Origin of the sequence: Synechococcus sp. LTW-R, assembly GCF_014217875.1 — a bacterium.
In the GTDB taxonomy this organism is placed as follows: domain Bacteria; phylum Cyanobacteriota; class Cyanobacteriia; order PCC-6307; family Cyanobiaceae; genus Vulcanococcus.
This window is the reverse complement of sequence record NZ_CP059060.1, coordinates 2329398-2347408: the sequence shown is the minus strand read 5'-3', so window position 1 is coordinate 2347408 and position 18011 is coordinate 2329398. Positions and strand designations below refer to the sequence as shown.

17 protein-coding genes are annotated in these 18011 nt (G+C 62.6%); 9 read left to right on the top strand and 8 right to left on the bottom strand.

Going from position 1 to position 18011, the window contains the following annotated elements:
• Positions 1 to 11: 11 nt before the first annotated feature.
• From H0O22_RS12920 to groES, 6 genes are all read right to left on the bottom strand, one after another.
• Positions 12 to 1799, bottom strand: coding sequence for a hypothetical protein (locus H0O22_RS12920; protein WP_185187014.1), 1788 nt, complete (start codon positions 1797 to 1799; stop codon positions 12 to 14).
• 394 nt (positions 1800 to 2193) lie between these two features.
• Positions 2194 to 3519: an ammonium transporter gene (locus H0O22_RS12915; RefSeq protein WP_185187013.1), complete on the bottom strand. Its 1326-nt coding sequence runs from the start codon at positions 3517 to 3519 to the stop codon at positions 2194 to 2196.
• A gap of 126 nt (positions 3520 to 3645) precedes the next feature.
• Positions 3646 to 4011, bottom strand: a complete 366-nt coding sequence (locus H0O22_RS12910) for an MscL family protein (protein ID WP_185187012.1) — start codon at positions 4009 to 4011, stop codon at positions 3646 to 3648.
• Positions 4012 to 4070: 59 nt separating this feature from the next.
• Positions 4071 to 4430, bottom strand: coding sequence for a hypothetical protein (locus H0O22_RS12905; RefSeq protein ID WP_255439344.1), 360 nt, complete (start codon positions 4428 to 4430; stop codon positions 4071 to 4073).
• 275 nt (positions 4431 to 4705) lie between these two features.
• Positions 4706 to 6340 (bottom strand): chaperonin GroEL, encoded by a 1635-nt coding sequence (gene groL, locus H0O22_RS12900; protein ID WP_185187010.1) that lies wholly within the window; start codon positions 6338 to 6340, stop codon positions 4706 to 4708.
• Positions 6341 to 6388: 48 nt separating this feature from the next.
• Positions 6389 to 6700 carry a co-chaperone GroES gene (gene groES, locus H0O22_RS12895; RefSeq protein ID WP_185187009.1) on the bottom strand — a complete coding sequence of 104 codons (312 nt, stop codon included), beginning with the start codon at positions 6698 to 6700 and terminating at the stop codon, positions 6389 to 6391.
• Between the two features lie 270 nt (positions 6701 to 6970).
• Here groES and atpD point away from each other — a divergent pair, with 270 nt between their 5' ends.
• The 3 genes from atpD (at position 6971) to H0O22_RS12880 (ending at position 10036) form a co-directional block, all read left to right on the top strand.
• On the top strand, positions 6971 to 8431 hold the full coding sequence (atpD, locus tag H0O22_RS12890) for a F0F1 ATP synthase subunit beta (RefSeq protein ID WP_185187008.1): 1461 nt from the start codon (positions 6971 to 6973) through the stop codon (positions 8429 to 8431).
• A gap of 16 nt (positions 8432 to 8447) precedes the next feature.
• Entirely contained in the window at positions 8448 to 8858 is a 411-nt protein-coding gene (gene atpC / locus H0O22_RS12885; RefSeq protein ID WP_185187007.1) for an ATP synthase F1 subunit epsilon, read from the top strand.
• A gap of 74 nt (positions 8859 to 8932) precedes the next feature.
• Positions 8933 to 10036, top strand: coding sequence for a rhomboid family intramembrane serine protease (locus H0O22_RS12880; RefSeq protein ID WP_185187006.1), 1104 nt, complete (start codon positions 8933 to 8935; stop codon positions 10034 to 10036).
• On the opposite strand, the gene H0O22_RS12875 is transcribed toward H0O22_RS12880, so the two are convergent.
• The gene (locus H0O22_RS12875; RefSeq protein WP_255439342.1) at positions 10011 to 12317 is read right to left on the bottom strand and encodes a transglycosylase domain-containing protein; all 2307 of its coding nucleotides are present in this window, start codon (positions 12315 to 12317) and stop codon (positions 10011 to 10013) included. The genes H0O22_RS12880 and H0O22_RS12875 overlap by 26 nt on opposite strands.
• A 16-nt stretch (positions 12318 to 12333) precedes the next feature.
• On the opposite strand from H0O22_RS12875, the gene H0O22_RS12870 reads away from it, so the two are divergent.
• Genes H0O22_RS12870 through H0O22_RS12845 form a run of 6 tightly spaced genes read left to right on the top strand, consistent with a single transcriptional unit; the run spans position 12334 to position 17435 of the window.
• Positions 12334 to 12609 (top strand): hypothetical protein, encoded by a 276-nt coding sequence (locus tag H0O22_RS12870; RefSeq protein WP_185187005.1) that lies wholly within the window; start codon positions 12334 to 12336, stop codon positions 12607 to 12609.
• Positions 12606 to 13298 carry an FHA domain-containing protein gene (locus tag H0O22_RS12865; protein ID WP_185187004.1) on the top strand — a complete coding sequence of 231 codons (693 nt, stop codon included), beginning with the start codon at positions 12606 to 12608 and terminating at the stop codon, positions 13296 to 13298. The genes H0O22_RS12870 and H0O22_RS12865 overlap by 4 nt, the downstream gene beginning before the upstream one ends.
• Positions 13295 to 14617: a protein kinase gene (locus tag H0O22_RS12860; RefSeq protein ID WP_185187003.1), complete on the top strand. Its 1323-nt coding sequence runs from the start codon at positions 13295 to 13297 to the stop codon at positions 14615 to 14617. The genes H0O22_RS12865 and H0O22_RS12860 overlap by 4 nt, the downstream gene beginning before the upstream one ends.
• 3 nt (positions 14618 to 14620) lie before the next feature.
• Positions 14621 to 15352: a tellurium resistance protein gene (locus H0O22_RS12855; protein ID WP_185187002.1), complete on the top strand. Its 732-nt coding sequence runs from the start codon at positions 14621 to 14623 to the stop codon at positions 15350 to 15352.
• The gene (locus H0O22_RS12850) at positions 15352 to 16473 is read left to right on the top strand and encodes a protein phosphatase 2C domain-containing protein (protein ID WP_185187001.1); all 1122 of its coding nucleotides are present in this window, start codon (positions 15352 to 15354) and stop codon (positions 16471 to 16473) included. Before H0O22_RS12855 ends, H0O22_RS12850 begins: the two co-directional genes overlap by 1 nt.
• A gap of 26 nt (positions 16474 to 16499) precedes the next feature.
• The gene (locus H0O22_RS12845; protein WP_185187000.1) at positions 16500 to 17435 is read left to right on the top strand and encodes a hypothetical protein; all 936 of its coding nucleotides are present in this window, start codon (positions 16500 to 16502) and stop codon (positions 17433 to 17435) included.
• 56 nt (positions 17436 to 17491) lie between these two features.
• On the opposite strand, the gene H0O22_RS12840 is transcribed toward H0O22_RS12845, so the two are convergent.
• The gene (locus H0O22_RS12840) at positions 17492 to 17968 is read right to left on the bottom strand and encodes a 30S ribosomal protein PSRP-3 (RefSeq protein WP_185186999.1); all 477 of its coding nucleotides are present in this window, start codon (positions 17966 to 17968) and stop codon (positions 17492 to 17494) included.
• Between the last annotated feature and the right edge of the window lie 43 nt (positions 17969 to 18011).

Sequence of the window (18011 nt, the reverse complement as noted above, 5' to 3'; positions counted from 1 at the left end):
CGGGCAGCCCGTCACCCTTGAAAAACAAAAGACAACCTCCCCCTAATCTGACGATAAAAGGGATGCAACTTAGAAATAATAATCCCCTTAAATGTATCACTCTTGCATTTATACACATCAAACCTTATCGTCTGAAAGTAGGTCGCACCATTCTCCACGACTCTAGCTTGATCAAATTCATAGACACATGCATTACCATTGCAATCGAATGTACGAATTGGATGACCGAATCTTTCAAAAAGACGTCGAGTATTAGATTGCCTCGCCAAGACCCATTTCGGAGGCAGTACATCGCCACTCATTGGATAAAGAGCCCTATTGGATCTAGCCCACCGAGAGAGATATTCGGTTCTCGAATGAGGAAACATCAAAGGGTTTCCATCTGTCGACACAGATAGTGCGCGAATTTTCATATTCGACAATGCATGCAACGCACGACTCTCAAAAGGGGGATCAGCAACATAACCTAGCTCACCAAGAAGATTGTTAGATCTTAAGACTTTGACAAGCCATTGAATAGGCGCACGATGGCTTTTGCGGATCAAGATAGCGGACGAAACAGCTGAATCAAAAAACGTAAAAACAAATACAGCGCACAAAGAGAGCAGAGAAATTATTAGCGGATAAAATGAAAGAAAGATTTTTAGGTCTTGACAAGACAGATAAGCGGAGCCAGGAAGATACTCCCCGAAAGCAATAACTATTCGAGGCCAGTACCTAGACAAAGTTCGGACAGCCAGAACAGCAGCAACGGGAAGAAAATAAGCAGGAGTAATCAAGTATCTTCCATACCCACTCCACGAGTCCACAGCGGAAATATAAAAGACAAAGACTGTAAATAGACTCGAGATAGCAATAAGCGAGTAAATAAAGATCTCGCGCTTTCTCCCATTCAAAGTGTTGACTGACCTCCCAAGAGGAAAAACCCTTCCCGGCCCACACCAAGCAAGAATCAACGGAAGATAAGAGAGCAGGCAGAAAACTAGAAGCCCTCTCTCACCCATGCGGCGGAAATGTGCCACGAAGACGTCGAAGTGAGCACTAATACCAACATCAGTACATTGATGAATGACGAGAACATAAGAGACAAGACCGCTTATTGAAGCAATACTGATCAAACCAAGAAAACGGGCAACCTTACTTGTCCATAACCTTCGCCAATCGACTGAATAAGCAGAAACATTGCCAATCCTGATGTTTATCAAAAACAGAACCCATAGAGGAGCTATCAGCTGAACAAAGAACAATCTACTCGAGAAGGATGCAACAAGACTGTAAGCAAATAAAACATAGATTCCTATACCCCTGAAGCCACGACACTCGCCCGAAAGCAAACAAGAAACCAGGAAAATAAGTAGCGCAACATTAACAAAGTTGCCTCCGTGGTAAATGGGAACACCCGAATAAAAAATTATTTCAGCATACCCAGGAAAGAACCAAACAAGGAAAGAATAAACACCAGCAGACAAATACAATCCGGCCACACCGCAAGAAAATTGAGCTAGAAAAAGAAACGCAGACACACAAAAGAATATTTGAACATGCCAGTAGAATGAAAACTGTTCAATCCAGTTCCCTGAAAAAATACCGGAAACAAAGGCGAGGAAATAATCTGGAAACAAGCTTGGTATACGTGCCCAGGTAATATCACGCAGTCCGAAACCTTTGCCGGAGAGAATTAATCTAATATGATCAAATGGCATCAAGTGATCATTATTTAGAACCCAAGCCTCAGGGCCAAACAGCGGGGCAAGGACTTGATACGAAACAACAGTAGCGAGTATCGAAGTGATCACCAAGTGGCAAAGCAGAGAGACTCGTAGCTCTTTCCGCATCTTCACCAAAACATTTTTGCCAAAATATTAACACCAAACTGCAGCAAGCCTCAATAGCCGGAGGCGCCCAAAACAAGTCTTTCAGAGGAGTCAACAGAACTGCATAAATACATTCACAATTGTAGGGTGAATAATTAACGAAGCCGAAATGGCGATGAAAAACTTGTGTACATCAACTTAGAACCAATGGAAACATTCAGGTCACTCATCAATGACTGTAATCGAGGGGTATTCTCGATAATTCTTAGCCTCTAAAGACTTCGGACAAGGAAGTTGCAAACCCTTTGCCCTTCTGTTGAAACAAAACAGCAAAAGCCCGGGATGCTCTGCACCCCGGGCTTGCTCATGGAGACGGTGCTCAGTACAGCTGCGGAGAACCGACGCGCTCGGCATAGGCCTCTTCGCCATGTTCGGCGACATCCACACCGAGGTTCTCAGCCTCTTCCGTCACGCGGAACTGAACGCCAAGACCCCGCAGAACACCAGCGATCAGGAAGGTACCGATCGCAGCCAGGCCATAGGCCACCAGCACGGCCTGCAGCTGACCGAGAACCAGGGCACCGCGGCCCTGTTCCGCCAGAACCTGACCGGCAGGGTGCGCGGAGATCAGCTCAGCGTTGGCAAAGACACCCGTCAACAGGGCACCGGCGGTGCCGCCCACGCCATGGACGGCATAGGTGTCGAGGGAATCGTCAAAGCGCAGCTTCACCTTGACCTGGACCGAGAAATAGCAAAGGACGGCGGTGATCGCGCCGATCGCCATGCCCGAGCCGATGGTCACAAAACCAGCGGCAGGGGTCACACCCACCAAGCCAGAGACAGCACCGGTGGCCATTCCCACGGCAGTGGGCTTGCCATCGCGCCAGGTCTCCACAACCGACCAGGCCACTAAACCGGCCGCAGCCGCGACATGGGTGGTGGTGAACGGAATCTCAGCGCCGCCAACGGCAAGCTGGCTACCGCCGTTGAAGCCGAACCAACCAAACCAGAGCAGACCGGTGCCGAGCAGGATCTGGGTCACGTCATGGGGAGGACGGATCGCCTTGGGCCACTGGCGCCGGGCGCCGATCAGACCAGCCAAGACCAATGCGGTGACGCCGGAGCTGATGTGCACCACGGTGCCACCGGCGAAGTCCAGGTCTTTGCCCAGGAAGCCGCCGCCCCAGACCATGTGGGCCAGCGGGGAATAAACCAGGAGCAGCCAGATCGGCGTGAACAGGCACCAGAAGCGGAAGCTGATGCGCTCCACCAAGGCGCCTGAAATCAGAGCCGGCGTGATGATCGCGAACATGCCCTGGAACAGGGCGAAGGTCAAGCCGGGAACGGCCAAGCCATCCCAGACCTCCGGCAGACGCTCCAACAGAGCAAACGTGAAGGGGTTCCCCACCACCGCCTGAGCGGCGCCGCCATCAGCGAAAGCCAAGCTGAAACCAAAGGTGGCCCAGACCAAGGTGGCGATGCCCATCATCACGAAGCTCATCGCCATCGTGTTGAGGACATTCCGCCCCTGAACAAAGCCGCCGTAGAAGAAGGCCAGACCAGGGGTCATCAACAGAACCATCGCTGCCGACATCAGCAGCAAGGTGTTGTCAGAGCTGTCCAGCGTGGCCTCAGCGGCCTGGGCTGGCAGGAAGGCACCCAGCAGGAGCTGAAGCGCAGGAACAGTGAGAATAGCGATCAGCAATCGGCGCTGTCTCGAAAAAAACCGCACGCGAGTTCATTCGGTAATGACGGCTACCGTTTCAGGCAACAGGGAGCCCAGACTGTTCACAATGAACATTTTTACCTCCTCCTAGCGGTCCGCATCCGTTCAGACCTCGGAATCCCCGCCCTGTTCAGCGCGCAGGCGGTCCATCCCCGCGGAAGCCATGCGCTGGGAGCGATTGATCGCCTTAACAATCAAGAAGAGAGCCCAGCCCACAATCAGGGAATTGAGCAGCACATTCAGGGCCTGTCCGATCAGAAGCTGCCCACCGGCATAAGGAATCACCCACTTTTCCCAGCCGCCATTGCGAATCAGGGGATTCAGCAAAGGCATCAAGAGATCCTTCGTGAGGGCATCGACGATCTGCTGAAACTGCGTGCCCACGACCACCGCGATGGCCAGATTCAGGGCATTGCCCTTCTGAAAGAAGAACTCCGTGAATTCCCGCAACCAGCGACGAAAAGCGAGCATGAAAGACCAGAGAACTCAGACTTTCATTCGAACACGGGATACAGCAAGCCCTTAACCGTTCAGCCCTGAGAACCAGGTTCTTGAAGACCGGAGCGCAGAAAGGCAACGCTCTTTTGAACACGCTCGATCTCATAGTCCGTTTTCACCTTTTGCTTCTCCAGGACCTCGACACGCTTCAAGAGATCCTCCAGGAGTTTGTTCTGGAGTGACTCCACCTGAACAAGCCGCTTCTTCTTGTCGGGATCCGCAGGCCCAGAAGAGGCCGTTCCATCCAGCACGGCACCGTCGGTCTCCAGATACACCTCAGCGAGACGCTCGAGAACCTTCGTGTACTGCCGGCCCTGACGCCGGCAGAGATCCCGAAAGCGATCCAAGACCTCAGGCTTGAAGTTCGCAGCGAAGGCACCAGGACGCGACACAACCAAGATTCGTATAGCAAGAACAATACGTCTCTCCGCTTGGGTTCATTTCCCGGCTCAGCGACGAAGACGTTGCACCTGCACCACTGAGCCCTCCCGCAAACAGAAAACGGCTCCACCTACATAGACCTGCATTGCGCCACCTATACAGAAGAACCGGGCCGCCTCGGATCGGCCGGCTCGACAGGCACAAAAAAAGGGCACGGATGTGCCCCAGATACGTTGCAATGACTGAAGAGTCGAAGGGGAGAAGGTCAACCGCTCCCCGACCGACCTCAGTAGTCGAAGTCGCCGCCGCCCATGCCGCCGCCGGCAGGAGCTGCTTCCTTCTTCTCGGGCAGGTCAGCCACGATGCACTCGGTGGTCAGAACCATGCCGGCGATCGAAGCCGCGTTCTGCAGACCGGAGCGGGTCACCTTGGCGGGGTCAACGATGCCGGCCGCCAGCATGTCGACGTACTCGCCGGTGGCGGCGTTGTAGCCCTCGGTGAAGGGCTTGTTCTTGACGTGCTCCGCGACGACGGAGCCGTTCACACCAGCGTTCTCAGCGATGCGCTTGAGGGGAGCGGTCAGGGCGGAAGCCACGATGGTGGAGCCGATCAGCTCCTCGCCGGAAAGGTTGGCCTTGGCCCAATCCTCGAGGGAGGGAGCCAGGTGGGCCAGGGTGGTGCCACCGCCAGGAACGATGCCTTCTTCAACGGCCGCCTTGGTGGCGTTGATGGCGTCTTCGAGGCGCAGCTTCTTGTCCTTCATCTCGGTCTCGGTGGCGGCACCCACCTTGACCACGGCCACACCGCCGCTCAGCTTGGCCAGACGCTCCTGCAGCTTCTCCTTGTCGTAGGTGGAGTCGGTTTCGTCCATCTGCTTGCGGATCTGCTCGCAGCGGGCCTTCACTGCCACCTCGTTGCCTTCGGCCACGATGGTGGTGGTGTCTTTGTTGATGGTGATGCGGCGGGCGGTGCCCAGCATCTCCAGCTTGGTGTTCTCCAGCTTGAGGCCTGCGTCCTCGGTGATCAGCTGACCGTTGGTGAGAACAGCGATGTCCTCGAGCATGGCCTTACGGCGATCGCCGAAACCAGGGGCCTTCACAGCGGCCACGTTCAGGACGCCACGCAGACGGTTCACCACGAGGGTGGCCAGGGCTTCCTTCTCGATGTCCTCAGCAATGATCAGCAGAGGCTTGCCGGTGCGGGCGATCTGCTCGAGCACGGGCACGAGGTCCTGCACCAGACCGATCTTCTTGTCGGTCAGCAGGATGTAGGGCTCCTCCAGAACCGCTTCCATCCGCTCGGTGTCGGTGGCGAAGTAAGGGGAGATGTAGCCCTTGTCGAAGCGCATGCCTTCGGTGACCTCCAGTTCGGTGGTCATCGACTTGCCTTCCTCGAGGGAGATCACACCCTCTTTGCCGACTTTGTCCATGGCGTCGGCGATCATGCGGCCGACTTCCTCGTCGTTGCCAGCGGAGATGGTGCCGACCTGAGCGATCGCGTTGGAGTCGCTGATGGGCTTGGCGTTCTCCTTGATCTTCTCGACCAGGAACTCAGCAGCCTTGTCGATGCCCTTCTTCAGGGTGATGGCGTTGGCGCCAGCAGCGACATTGCGCAGACCGGACTTGACCATGGCGTGGGCCAGGACGGTCGCGGTGGTGGTGCCGTCACCGGCGGCATCGTTGGTCTTGGAGGCGGCCTGACGGATCAGGGCAACACCGGTGTTCTCGATGTGATCCTCGAGCTCAATCTCCTTGGCGATTGTGACGCCGTCATTGATGATCTGAGGAGCGCCGAACTTCTTCTCGAGGACGACGTTTCGGCCTTTGGGGCCGAGGGTCACGGCAACGGACTCGGCCAGGATGTCAATGCCTTTTTCCAGAGCGCGGCGAGCCTGCTCGTTGTAAATGATGCGCTTAGCCATGGGAGGCGGTTCTCGCGAAAAGTGGGGTTAGGAAAAAACGGGTCGGACTCAGCTGACGACAGCCAGGATGTCCTTCTCAGACAGGAGCACGTACTCGTCGCTGCCGAGCTTGATGTCGGTGCCGGCGTACTTGCTGTAGAGGACCTTGTCGCCAACGCTCACTTCAGGAGCCTGACGGGAACCGTCGTCGTTGCGCTTGCCGGGGCCCACCTGCACCACTTCACCCACCTGGGGCTTTTCTTTGGCGGAGTCAGGCAGAAGGATGCCGCCGGCGGTCTTCTCTTCGGACTCGGAGACCTTGATGAAGATGCGATCGCCCAGGGGCTTGACGGTGGAAACGCTGAGGGAAACAGCAGCCATGGATGGAATTCGGGTTGGGTGGCGAAACCATTGGCATGGCGCCAGAGACGCTGCCAGGGTCGCGGCGTAATCACGCCTGGGAACGCGAGTTAGCACTCGCATCCCTTGAGTGCCAAGTTATGGGCGCGCTTCCCTCGTCCACAACCACCTAGCGGGGCGGGTGACCGAACAGGGCTGGGGAGGGGTGACGGAGCGACGGGGCGCGGTGGTATGTTTGCGCCGCTTCAAGTGGGATTGGTCCCGCTGCGCGCCCTGCTACTTCTCCTTTAAATGGCTGCTGCTACTGCCACCGGCACTAAAGGCCTCGTCCGGCAGGTCATCGGACCGGTGATCGACGTCGAATTTCCGGCCGGCAAGCTGCCCAAGATTTTCAACGCTCTCCGCATCGAGGGCAAAAACCCCGCTGGTCAAGACGTTGCTCTGACCGCTGAGGTTCAACAGCTGCTCGGCGACCACCGCGTCCGCGCCGTGGCCATGAGCGGCACCGACGGCCTGGTTCGCGGCATGGAAGCCCTGGACACCGGCGCCCCCATCTCCGTGCCCGTGGGTGAAGCCACCCTCGGCCGCATCTTCAACGTGCTCGGCGAGCCCGTCGACGAGCAGGGTCCGGTGAAGGCCACCGCCACCGCTCCCATCCACCGCGAAGCTCCCAAGCTGACCGACCTCGAGACCAAGCCCAAGGTCTTCGAAACCGGCATCAAGGTGATCGACCTGCTGGCTCCTTACCGCCAGGGCGGCAAGATCGGCCTCTTCGGTGGCGCCGGTGTGGGCAAGACCGTGTTGATCCAGGAGCTGATCAACAACATCGCTAAGGAGCACGGCGGTGTGTCCGTGTTCGGTGGCGTGGGTGAGCGCACCCGTGAGGGCAACGACCTCTACGAGGAATTCAAGGAGTCCGGCGTGATCAACGCCGACGACCTCTCCAAGTCGAAGGTGGCCCTCTGCTACGGCCAGATGAACGAGCCCCCCGGCGCCCGCATGCGCGTGGGTCTCTCGGCTCTGACCATGGCTGAGCACTTCCGCGACGTGAACAAGCAGGACGTGCTGCTGTTCGTCGACAACATCTTCCGTTTCGTGCAGGCCGGCTCCGAGGTGTCCGCACTGCTCGGCCGCATGCCTTCCGCTGTGGGCTACCAGCCCACCCTGGGCACCGACGTGGGTGGCCTGCAGGAGCGCATCACCTCCACCCTCGAGGGTTCGATCACCTCGATTCAGGCTGTGTATGTGCCTGCGGACGACCTCACCGACCCCGCACCTGCCACCACCTTTGCTCACCTGGACGCCACCACCGTGCTGAACCGCGGCCTGGCTTCCAAGGGCATCTACCCCGCTGTGGATCCCCTGGACTCCACCAGCACCATGCTTCAGCCCTCCGTCGTGGGTGACGAGCATTACCGCACCGCCCGCGCCGTGCAGTCCACCCTGCAGCGCTACAAAGAGCTCCAGGACATCATCGCGATTCTGGGTCTGGACGAACTGTCCGAGGAAGACCGTCGCACCGTGGACCGCGCTCGCAAGATCGAGAAGTTCCTCTCCCAGCCCTTCTTCGTGGCTGAGATCTTCACCGGCATGCCCGGTAAGTACGTGAAGCTCGAGGACACCATCAAGGGCTTCAACATGGTCCTCTCCGGTGAACTGGATCACCTCCCCGAAGCTGCCTTCTATCTGGTTGGCAACATCGATGAAGTGAAGGCCAAGGCCGCCAAGATCCAAGCCGACGCCAAAGGTTGATCCGGAGCGTTAGCTGATGTCTCTTACCCTCCGCGTTCTGGCTCCAGACCAGAGCGTCTTCGACGGCCCCGCCGACGAAGTCATCCTTCCTTCCACCACTGGCCAACTGGGCATCCTTCCCGGTCACGTCTCCCTACTCACCGCCCTCGACTACGGGGTGCTGCGGGTTCGCGAGAACAACAACTGGAAAGCCATTGCCCTTCAGGGTGGTTTCGCTGAGATCGAAGCGGATGAAGTCACCGTTCTGGTGAACACCGCTGAACTCGGCAGCTCCATCAATGCTGATGAAGCCAACAAAGAACTGGAAGCAGCCACCGCGGCCGCCAATCAGTTCGAAGGTCAAGCCGCCAGCACCGAAAAGCTGAAGGCCCAACAAGCCCTTTCCCGTGCCCGCGCCCGGGTGCAGGCCGCAACCCTCAACAAGTGAGTCCAGGCTCACCTTGATCGCTCAAGCGCCCCCGCGGGGGCGCTTTTTTATGCTCAGCCCACAGATCCCAAGCCATGGGCCTCGGCACCACTCTCGGCAGGCAGCTGCGCCAATGGCTGATCCAGGACCCTGAGGCGCTCCAGAGCGGTCGGGCGATCGCCAACCGCCTCATTGATGCCATCGGCGCGGAGGACGGCCTCAAAGGGCCGATCCGGGACCTCGCCAATCAGCCCCTACTGCTGCAACTCCTGCATGGGAGTGGCGCCAGCCAAGCCAGTGCCCGCGCCAGCCTGGGCGCACACATCCGCCAGACCTACTCCGCCGAGGTGCAAGCCGAGCTGCAGGATCTGCTCGACGCGGTCTGCGGCCAAGAGTCGCCGGTAAACGAACGCTCTGCTCCTGCTTCAACAGCCGCACCACGCCCAACCGCTCCAGCGCCACAACCCGAACCGCTTGCGGGGTTCACGCCAAGCCTGCGCCGTCTGGAACCCCTGGCACCTGGACTGGCCCTCTCGGCCTGCGGCGCCCTGGTGCTGAGCTGGTTGGGTCAAGAACTGGATCGGCTGATCTTCGAGGGCTGGGGCTGGAGCGGGGGCGTTGTCCTGGTCCTCGGCCTCGCCGGTCTCGGCGTCGGCCCCTGGGGGAAGAGGCTGCGGGAGCACTGGAGTCTCAGCAGCGAGCAGGCCGGCCGACCGCGGGAGGTTTGGCGCTGGATCAGTGCCCCCTGGGTGCATCGCAACCGGGCAGAGGCAGGGCTGAATCTGGCCGTCCTACTAATCATCTTGGGGGGCTCCCCCCTTCCCCTGGGGCAGGTGATCCTGCGCTACAGCCTCACCGCGCTGGCCTGTCTGGCCCTAGCCGCGATTGCCGCCGAACGCTGGTCCATCCAACGCACCTGGAGCGGATCCGCGGGGCCGGTCTGTGCCCTGATTGGCCTGGCGGCGGGCTCAAGCCTCCTGCAGTGGAAGCTGCTGGTCTTTCGCCCCCTGGGCTTCAGCATCCCGGCCTGGGTCCTGCTGCTCGTCGTGGGAGCCCTGCAACTGGGCTGGCAACTGCCCCGGCAACACCCCGGCGAAGCGAGCATCGCCCTGCAACGCCTGCTGGCCTCGAGCTGCAGCTGGGGACTCCTCCTCGGTGTGGGCTGGGCCCTGATCAGCCGGCTGCTGGCAGCGCTTTAGCGGCCTGCTGCATGTAACGACCCCAAAGGTCTGCCACAAGGCCTCCGCTCGCACCGGAGGCGGGCCGGTTGTCGTCGTTCCCCATCCAGATCGCCGTCAACAGCCTCAAGGCGGGGGAATAACCAATGAAAAGGGCATCAACCCCGTTGTTCGTGGTCCCGGTTTTGCCGCGGGCATCCGGAATCACCGCGGCCGCGCGGCCCGTCCCCCCCTGCACCACGCCCGCCAGCAATTGGTCCATTGCCGCGGCCACCTCCGGCCGAATCAGCTGACGGGATCGCTCTCCGATGGGGGTCGTCACCCCGCGGGCCGGGCAGCGGTCCAGGCTTTTCACCGAGCGGCAAATGCCGAGGTCATAAATCCGGCTGACCCCATGGACGGGCACCGAGCGCCCCCCATTGGCCACGACGGCATAGGCCCGGGCCATCTCATAGAGGTAGGTCTCGCGCCCCCCCAGCATCGTGTTGTAGTCGGCGTCCAGCGGCGTCGTGATCCCCAGTCGTCGCGCCATTTTCAGCACCTGGGAGAACCCCGCCCGCTCCGCCAGGCGCAAGGCCACAACGTTCTCCGAGCCGGCCAGGCCGGCCGCCACGCTGATGAGCCCCGTGTGATGGCGGCAGCCCCTGACATAGTCCAAAGGGGCACAGGAGATGGACTCGGCCGGGGAGACCCCCGACGCGAGGGCCGCCAGAAAGGGAAAGAGCTTGAAGGTCGAACCGGGCTGCCGCAGGGCCTGCACCCGGTCAAAGCTCGAGCGGCTGTAATCCCCGCCGCCGACATAGGCCACGATGTCGCCCGTCTTGGTGTTCAGGCTGATCAGGGCCCCCTGGGTCAAACCCGCCGAAGCCGCCGGTCCATCCAAGAAACGCTTGAGCTGCTCCTGCGCCAACTGCTGCAGCTTGGGGTTGATCGTGCTCTCCACCGCATAATTTCCAGCCGCATCGGAACCCCGGAGGTTCAGGCCAAAACGGGTGCCCTCCAGCTCCCCAACGACGTAGTCACTGAAGAAGGGGTAGCTGCTGAAGCTCGACTCCCGGCAGGCCGAGGGATCGATGTTGAGGGGCCGGCGCCGGGCATCGATCAAGCCCTGATCGCTCAGCCAACCCTGCTCATGCATCAGCTTCAGCACCAGGTTGCGGCGCTCGAGGCCCGCCCCCGGGTCGTCGAGGTTGCAGGGGCTGTAGCCATTCGGGCTGGGGAGCAGTCCCACGAGGAAGGCCGACTGGCCGACATCCAGATCGCTGGCGGACTTGCGGAAATAGAGCTGAGCGGCCTGCTCAAACCCCTCGGTCCCAAGGCCGAGATAGGCGCGATCGAGATAGAGCTTGAGGATCTGGTTCTTGCTGAAGCCCACCTCCAGCTGGAGCGCCACCGACAACTCCCGGAGCTTGCGGGTCAGGCTCAGGTCCCGTCCCACCTCCGGATAAACCATGCGGGCGACCTGCTGGGTCAGGCCGCTGCCGCCACCGCTCCCCAACACCGCCGAGCGCAGCGTGCCGAATAAATCGATGCCGCTGTTCCAGCCAAACCGCGCCTCTTCTGAGGCCATCAGGGCCTGGCGCAGGTGCAAGGGGTAGGACTGCAGCGAGGGCAGCGCCGTGGAGGAGCCCTCCTTGGCATCCACCTGCTGGCCATTGGCGGCAAAGATTTTGACCGGGCCTTCAATGCTCCGTATCCTCGAGCCGCCGCCGATGCTGGCCGCCAGGAGCATGCCGCTCACCAACAGGGCTGAACCCGCCAAGGCACCGATGCCCAGCAGGCGAACCGCCTGCTCCAAGGGGCTGCGGGGATGGACGTAGCGCAACTCGGGCGCCTCTCCCTTCAAGGGCGAACCCAACTGGACCGCATCACCGTCGCGCAGCTGAATCCAGCGAATGCGCCGGTCCCGGTGAAAGAGTCCATTCGAGGAGCCGAAGTCCTCCAAGGCAAAGTCCCGGTCGCTGGGACGCTCGCGCTCGAGAATCGCGTGAATCCGGCTCAAGCTCGGGTCCGCCAGGGGCAGCTCGCAGGAGGGGTCCCGGCCGAGGCGATAGCGCTGGGTCTCGAGGTCGAGCTCCAGGAGCTTCTGCTCCTTCACCCAGAGCTCAAGACGAGCCTGGTGCTGCAGCAGCGCCGGCAGGGTGCGGCGGACTGCATCAGGACGCGCCCGCCAGGGTCCGCGGAAGGCTGCCCGGGCGAAGGCTGCCCACGCCTCACGAACGGCCGGCGAGGCAAAGCGATCCAAGCGAGGGGAGGGGCTCAGGCGGGTGTTGCAGTCCAGCCATAGGCTAAGACCAGCCAACGTCAGCCCCCCTTCGGTGCAGCGTCAACGGGATCCCTGGGAGCCCTTCCGCCTCTGGTTGGCGATCACGATCGGCCTCTATGCCCTGCGGGCCTTCTTTGCCTACACCTGGGTGGGGGCGATCCCCGGCTGGATCCTGCTGCTGATGGTGCTCGTGGCCCTGGCCCTCGCCAGCAAAGCGGTCCTCTTCCCCGGGCGTGTCCTTCCCTATCGCGAGGGGGATGGCGGCCTCTGGAACGACCTCCGCGATGACTGGAGGCTGTGGTGGGCGCGCCGCCGAGGGGAGCGATGAGTGCCCCCAAAGCGCGCTTGCTGCTCGCTAGCGATCCCAGCAAAGCCGCGCCCCTCGATCCCAAACAGCCCCTGACCATCGGCAAGGCGCCGAGCAATCGGCTCTGCCTCGCCAGCCAAACCGGGGTCTCCGATCACCACGCCGTCGTCCGGTTCTCGCAAACCCAGGGCTGGTTGGTCTGCGAGTGGCAGAGCAACGACGGCACCTTCCACGAAGGGCAACGGATTCAACAGTGCCGCCAGCTCGAGGACGGCGATGAGATCCGGCTCGGACTCCAGGGCCCCGTGCTGCAGTTCGAGCTGATCGCGGCCACTCCGACCAAGCCAGCGGCCACCCCAACCCAACCCAAACCCGCCGCGCCCCGCCGGATCGATGTGGATGGGGAAGCGGTCGAGCTGGCCGCGGTGCTCTCGGCGGGAGTGCAGAGCCTGCCTCGCCATCCCCACGTCTTCAGCTGGTGGCTCTTGCTCTGCCTTGGGGGCCTCTTGCTGCTGCCCTTCCCCCTGATCTTCTGGCCCCTGGAACTCGGCGCCCTGGCCGGCTGGATCGTGCTGGGGTCCCGCAAGGACCACAGCCTGGTGGTGGTGCTCCGCGATGGACGCGCCCTGCGCCATGGCTTTGCCAACCGCCGCACCGCCCTGGCCCACCGCAACGGCATCCGCAAAGCCCTCGGAGCCCAGGCCCGATGAACACCCTGCTGCCGCTGGGGAGCCGCCTCGCCTTCGACGGCCTCGAGCAGCCCCTCGAGATCGAACGCTGCCTCGGCGGCGGCACCCAGGGACAGGTCTACGCCGTGCGCTGCGGGACTGAGGGTCTGGCCCTGAAGTGGTACTTCCCGAGTTGCATCGCCCGGGACCCGCTGCTGCGGCAGCGCCTGCAGCAAAGCATTCGCCTGGGGGCCCCCAACGGCGACTTCCTCTGGCCGATGGCCCTGCTGGAGCCCAGTGCGGAGAGTCGTCCGCTGCTCCGGAGCCAAGAGCCCGGTTTCGGCTACCTGATGCCCCTGCGGCCCAGTGGCTTTAAGGGGGCCCATCTCCACGCCGGCGGGCGGATGGAGATCAGCCTGCAGAACATCCTGCGGGCCTGCTTCTTCCTGGCCACGGCCTTCCACGAACTCCACCTCAAGGGGCTCTGTTACAAGGACATCTCCCTGGGCAACCTCTTTCTTCGGCCCGGCGATGGGGCGATCTTGATCTGCGACAACGACAACGTCGCGGTCGATGGCCAGGGGGCCGGAAGCGTGCTCGGGACCCCGGGCTTCATGGCCCCCGAGGTGCTGCTGGGTGCCGCCAAGCCGAGTGCCAGCACCGATCAATTCAGCCTGGCCATCCTGCTCTTTCGGCTGCTCACCCGCCACGACCCCTTCCGCGGTCGACAGGAACTGGCCATCCGCTGCCTCGATGAGCCCGCCCGGCGCCGGCTCTACGGCGAGGAGGCACTGTTCATCTTTGACCCGAACAACCCCGCGAACCGTCCCGACCCCGAGGACCATGCCGCGGCCCTGGTCACCTGGCCGATTTATCCGCGCAGCCTCCAGCAGCTCTTTGAGACGATCTTTGGCGCCGGACTGCGGCAACCCAGCCAACGCCCCCTAACCGGGCAGTGGAAACAGCAGCTCGCGCGCTGCCTGGATCAACGGCGGCTGTGCCAGCACTGCGGCGAAGAAGTCTTCCAAGACGGCCCCTGCTGGAGCTGCAGTCAGGGCAACGCAGGGGGGTTGCAGCTGCAACTGCCCCAGGGACAGGTGGCCGCCCACCCAGGGAATGCCCTCTACCGCCATCACTTCGATGGCCTCCAGGGTGAACGCCTCGATCACCCCCTGGCGGTCTTCGTCGCCCACCCCACGGATGCCGCACTGGTGGGCCTCCGCAACCTCAGCGATGCCCCCTGGCAGGGCCAGTTGCCCAACGGCCAACGGCTCGAAGTGGAGCCGGGCAAAACCTGTAATGTCGCGGCCCTGCAGCAGCTCAGCACCCCGGCCGGGCCGATCACCCCGATCCGCACATAAGCCATGCCCTTCCCCAACGTTCGCCTCAGCAACCGCCCGCTGCACTTCATCTACCTCTGCGATTGCTCCGGCTCGATGGCCGCCCAGGGCAAGATGCAGGCCCTGAACCAGGCGATCCGCCAGTCCCTCCCGGGCATGGCGGAGGTGGCCGAGCACAACCCGGAGGCGCGGGTGCTGGTGCGGGCCGTGCGCTTCGCCGATGGCGCCGCATGGCACCTGGCCGACCCCACACCGGTGCAGGAGCTGCAGTGGCGTGACCTGGAAGCCGGGGGCATCACGGCCATGGGGGAAGCCCTCGAGCTGGTGGCTGGCGTCCTGCAGTCCCCGCCGATGGAGGAACGGGCGCTGCCGCCGGTCCTGGTCCTGATCTCCGATGGCCAACCCACCGACGACTTCGATGCGGGCCTGGCCAAGCTGATGCGGGAGCCTTGGGCCCAGAAGGCCGTGCGCTTGGCGATCGCCATGGGCCACGACGCGGACCTGGAGGTGCTGCAGCACTTCATCGGGCCCGAGCCCAGCGGCGGCGGGAAGTCGCCGCGGCGCCCCCTGCAGGCCAGCAATGCCACCACCCTGGCGCAGTACATCCAGTGGGCGTCCACCGCCGTGGTCGGGGCCGCCTCGATGCCCGCCAGCCGCCTCAATGAGGCCGCGGACGAGGGCGGCAACATCCCCCTGCCGGATCTGCCCCCGACCCTGCTGGATCCCGTCGACGATGTCGGGCCCTTGGTCTGGTGATGCGCACCTGGTCCGCCGGCCGCCATTGCAGCGTCATCGGTGCGGCCCACCGGCGTCAGAACAAGCCCTGCCAAGACGCCTCCCGGGTCTGCCGCATCAGCCCTGATCTGCGACTGCTGCTGGTCTCCGACGGCCATGGCGGCAGTCGCTATCGCCTCAGCGACGTCGGCAGTCGATTGGCCTGCGTGGCGGCAGAAGAGGCCATCGGCGCGACGGCCGCCACGCTGTCCCTCCAGGACCAGGCGGGGTGGCGCAAACAGCTCGAGCGCGAGCTGCCGGCGGCCATTGAACAGCGCTGGCTTCGCGCGATCGAAACCCACTGGAGCAGCCAGCTCAAGACGGGCGAGGAGTCCTTCTCCAGCACGCTCTACGGCTGCACCTTGGGGGTGGTCCTGCTCACGCCCCAGTGGTGGGGCTGCACCGGCATCGGTGACTGGGATTTGGTGGCGATCCAAGCCGGTGGGGACGCCAGCCTGGTGAACCAAGAGCAGCTGAGCCAAGCCTCAGGCGAGGCCACCCTCAGCCTCTGCCAGAGCGGCGCCCTCAGCGCCTGGGCGACGCGGGCTCAGCTGCAGCCCCAACCCAGCGAAACCGCCCTGGTGCTCTGCACCGATGGGGTCCGCAAGTCCTGCGCCACCGACGCGGACTTTCTGCAGCTCTGCGTGCAAATGCTGGAGATCCAGGGGGAGGCCCTGGCTGAGGGCTTGGCGGAGATCACGGCCCGCGGCAGCGGTGATGACGTCTCGGTGGCGATCGCCCAGCGGGGCCTCCCAACCCGCAGCGGCAGGGGCACCGCATTGGCTGCGCTCGGTGTGGCCGCGGCGGCGGTCGGCGCCGGTCTGTGGTGGTGGCTCAAGCCCGCTGATCCACTGGCCCTCGAGATCCAGCAGCTCTGCCGTCATCCCGAGCGCATCGAGGCCAGCCTCAAGCAACGGCGGCAACAATTCCTGGCCCTCCTAGCCACACCCTCCAAAGCGCAAGCGCTGCTGGAGCAACCCCAGGTCGATCCCCTGGGCGCACTCATTGCCGGCAGTGCCCCTGAGGCTTCATCAAAGCTGCAGCTCTGCCCCGCCCTGGAGCAGGCCCTGCGGGCGCAATGGAAGGCGGCGCGCGAGACTTAGGAGCCATCCCGCGCCACGGCGCGACCATGAACGACTACCAGCTCGGCGTGAAGCTGCGGCGCCAAATCCTGGCGGACTTTGAGCGGGGGATCAGCAGTGATGTGCGCCGCTACCAGGCCCTGCTCAGCGACTTTTGCGGAGACAACGAACTGCTGCTGCTGCCGGCCCTGAAGCACCTGGTGCAAACCGCTGCCTTCCAGGAGGCCGTGGCGGAGCGGCCGCCCCTACCCAGCGAAACCCAACTGAACCTGCGGCTGCAGCAGGAGCTCGATGCCCTCTTCGCCCCGGCCCTCTGCCTGCGGATGGCCGACGTCCTCCGGGGTCTACTCGGCCTAGCCCCCGATGGGCAGGCGATCCCCAGCATCCCCAGCTCCATCGAGGAGGACGACGAGCAGCACGTGGATGCGCCGCTGAGCACCGCGCCACGCTCCAACAGCGGTTTGGTGGCGGTGCTGAGCTTCATCGCCGGAGTGCTCGTGGTGGGGGTCGTCGGCGCCCTCACCTGGATGGTGCTGCTGAACCGCTCGATGACGCCCTCCACTGCCAGCGCACCTGCCCTGGTGAGTGCGCCTGAGCCCACCACAACGGAACCGGAGCCCGCCACCACTGAGCCCAAGCCGGATCCAGCGCAACTGCAGCTGAACCAGGCCGTCGAGACCGTGCGACAGCTCTACGACGACATCTCCCTGGGGAACACCGCTGCCGCCAAGCAACTGTTCGGCCCCCAGGCCGCCGATCAATTCGATCCCGCCTTCTTCAGCCAGTTCCAACGGGTGGCGGTGGACAGCCTTCAGGAGGTCAACCGCGATGGCTCGAAGGTCACCCTGCAGGGGGTCGTGACCTTCGTCTATCCCGATGGCACCAGCCAGGCGGAATCCCGCTCCTTCACGGTGGACATCGCGAGCCAGCCGGGTCTGATCACCGCCAGCAGCTTTGGTCAGGTGGTCAGTCCACGCCGCTAAACAGGTACAAAAAAGCCCCCGCTCTGCGGGGGCTGGGGAGATGGGGCAGCCGCAAATCAAGCGGTACCGCAGAAGGTGACGTCGGGGAACTTGAGCTTGGCCTCTTCCAGGCTCTTGCCCTTGCCTTCCTCTTGCCAGTAGTTGATCACCTCGGTGGCCTTGTTGAGGACTTCAACGCGCTCGTTGTCGGTGATCCAGCTCTTGCCTTCCAGCTCGGTCTTCAGGGTTTCCCAGGCGTCCTCACGGGGCCAGAAGAAGTAGGAGGTCAGGGGGCTTGGGCCGCCACCGACGATCTGGTCGACGGCCAGGGCCACGTTGTCGGGCAGCCAGAGGATCTTCAGCAGGAAGCGGCCCTCATCGGCCTTGGGGGTACGGCCGGAGGGAACGCCGTTCTCGTCGATGGTGGCGGTCGCCAGGGCAGCGCTGGCACCACTCAGCACCGGACGAGCCTCAGTGGTCTCCGTCGCGGGAGCGTCTGTCGAGGCAGTCGTAGCAGCAGTCGCCGCGGCGCTTTCAGCGCTCTCGGTGCTCATGGTGTCCGCGCTCAAGGCTTAATGACAAACAACTAACCTACCA

What these genes read in the sequence shown, in the direction of transcription:
- H0O22_RS12910 (WP_185187012.1), bottom strand. Translation starts at nt 4,011, where the DNA reads ATGCTCGCTTTTCGTCGCTGGTTGCGGGAATTCACGGAGTTCTTCTTT.
- groL (WP_185187010.1), bottom strand. Translation starts at nt 6,340, where the DNA reads ATGGCTAAGCGCATCATTTACAACGAGCAGGCTCGCCGCGCTCTGGAA.
- groES (WP_185187009.1), bottom strand. Translation starts at nt 6,700, where the DNA reads ATGGCTGCTGTTTCCCTCAGCGTTTCCACCGTCAAGCCCCTGGGCGAT.
- atpD (WP_185187008.1), top strand. Translation starts at nt 6,971, where the DNA reads ATGGCTGCTGCTACTGCCACCGGCACTAAAGGCCTCGTCCGGCAGGTC.
- atpC (WP_185187007.1), top strand. Translation starts at nt 8,448, where the DNA reads ATGTCTCTTACCCTCCGCGTTCTGGCTCCAGACCAGAGCGTCTTCGAC.
- H0O22_RS12880 (WP_185187006.1), top strand. Translation starts at nt 8,933, where the DNA reads ATGGGCCTCGGCACCACTCTCGGCAGGCAGCTGCGCCAATGGCTGATC.
- H0O22_RS12865 (WP_185187004.1), top strand. Translation starts at nt 12,606, where the DNA reads ATGAGTGCCCCCAAAGCGCGCTTGCTGCTCGCTAGCGATCCCAGCAAA.
- H0O22_RS12860 (WP_185187003.1), top strand. Translation starts at nt 13,295, where the DNA reads ATGAACACCCTGCTGCCGCTGGGGAGCCGCCTCGCCTTCGACGGCCTC.
- H0O22_RS12855 (WP_185187002.1), top strand. Translation starts at nt 14,621, where the DNA reads ATGCCCTTCCCCAACGTTCGCCTCAGCAACCGCCCGCTGCACTTCATC.
- H0O22_RS12850 (WP_185187001.1), top strand. Translation starts at nt 15,352, where the DNA reads ATGCGCACCTGGTCCGCCGGCCGCCATTGCAGCGTCATCGGTGCGGCC.
- H0O22_RS12845 (WP_185187000.1), top strand. Translation starts at nt 16,500, where the DNA reads ATGAACGACTACCAGCTCGGCGTGAAGCTGCGGCGCCAAATCCTGGCG.
- H0O22_RS12840 (WP_185186999.1), bottom strand. Translation starts at nt 17,968, where the DNA reads ATGAGCACCGAGAGCGCTGAAAGCGCCGCGGCGACTGCTGCTACGACT.